The organism is Thermococcus sp. PK (assembly GCF_000430485.1).
GTDB lineage: Archaea > Methanobacteriota_B > Thermococci > Thermococcales > Thermococcaceae > Thermococcus_A > Thermococcus_A bergensis.
This window is the reverse complement of sequence record NZ_KE387145.1, coordinates 185,985-186,587: the sequence shown is the minus strand read 5'-3', so window position 1 is coordinate 186,587 and position 603 is coordinate 185,985. Positions and strand designations below refer to the sequence as shown.

General features: G+C 40.6%; 2 pseudogenes. Both read right to left on the bottom strand.

Annotated elements, in window-relative coordinates:
- Positions 1-192: pseudogene (locus THEPK_RS12855) on the bottom strand (RNA-guided endonuclease InsQ/TnpB family protein); the annotation flags it as partial.
- A 283-nt stretch (positions 193-475) separates the two neighbouring features.
- A pseudogene (locus THEPK_RS12850) lies at positions 476-603 on the bottom strand (IS6 family transposase); the annotation flags it as partial.

The window sequence follows — 603 nt, the reverse complement described above, 5'->3', positions numbered from 1 at the left end:
GTTCTGGGTACTGCTCCCGAAGGCTTTTGTACGTCTCTTTCTTCAACCGGTAGAAGCTCGTAATGTTGTTCTCAAAAGCGTAGGTGATTAAAAGTTCACGATTTCTTGGTAAAGGGTGAAGAGGTCTTCTAACCCTTCGGGTTCTGTTTTGAGTTTGAATTTTGCCGTGAGTTTAATAGTCTCACTTGGCATTTTCCAGCTCCTCTTTGGTTTTCTTGATCCAGTCTTTAATGGCTTCTTCTATTGCCACACTCAGAACGCCTCTCTTGTTCCCATAACGCTGGATAGCCACTTTTTAAATTCCTCTAAGGTTTCCTCACTAATAACAAAGGTCGCCTTAGGCACACTAAACCACCCATTAAGAAATACTAAGTCAAAATATTTAAACTTCACGCTTTTAACCATTTAGAGAACAGCCCTCAAATTTTGTAAGGTGCGAAATATTTAAACTTTACCTTTTTCTTTTGAGATACTGTCAGGATAACTGGGGCATCACCTCTTGAAGCCACTCAGTCACATCACCAGGCGGACAACCAAACCGAGAATGAAACCTAACAAAATTATACCAGAACGCAAACAGAAAAACAAACCTAGTGAACCCTC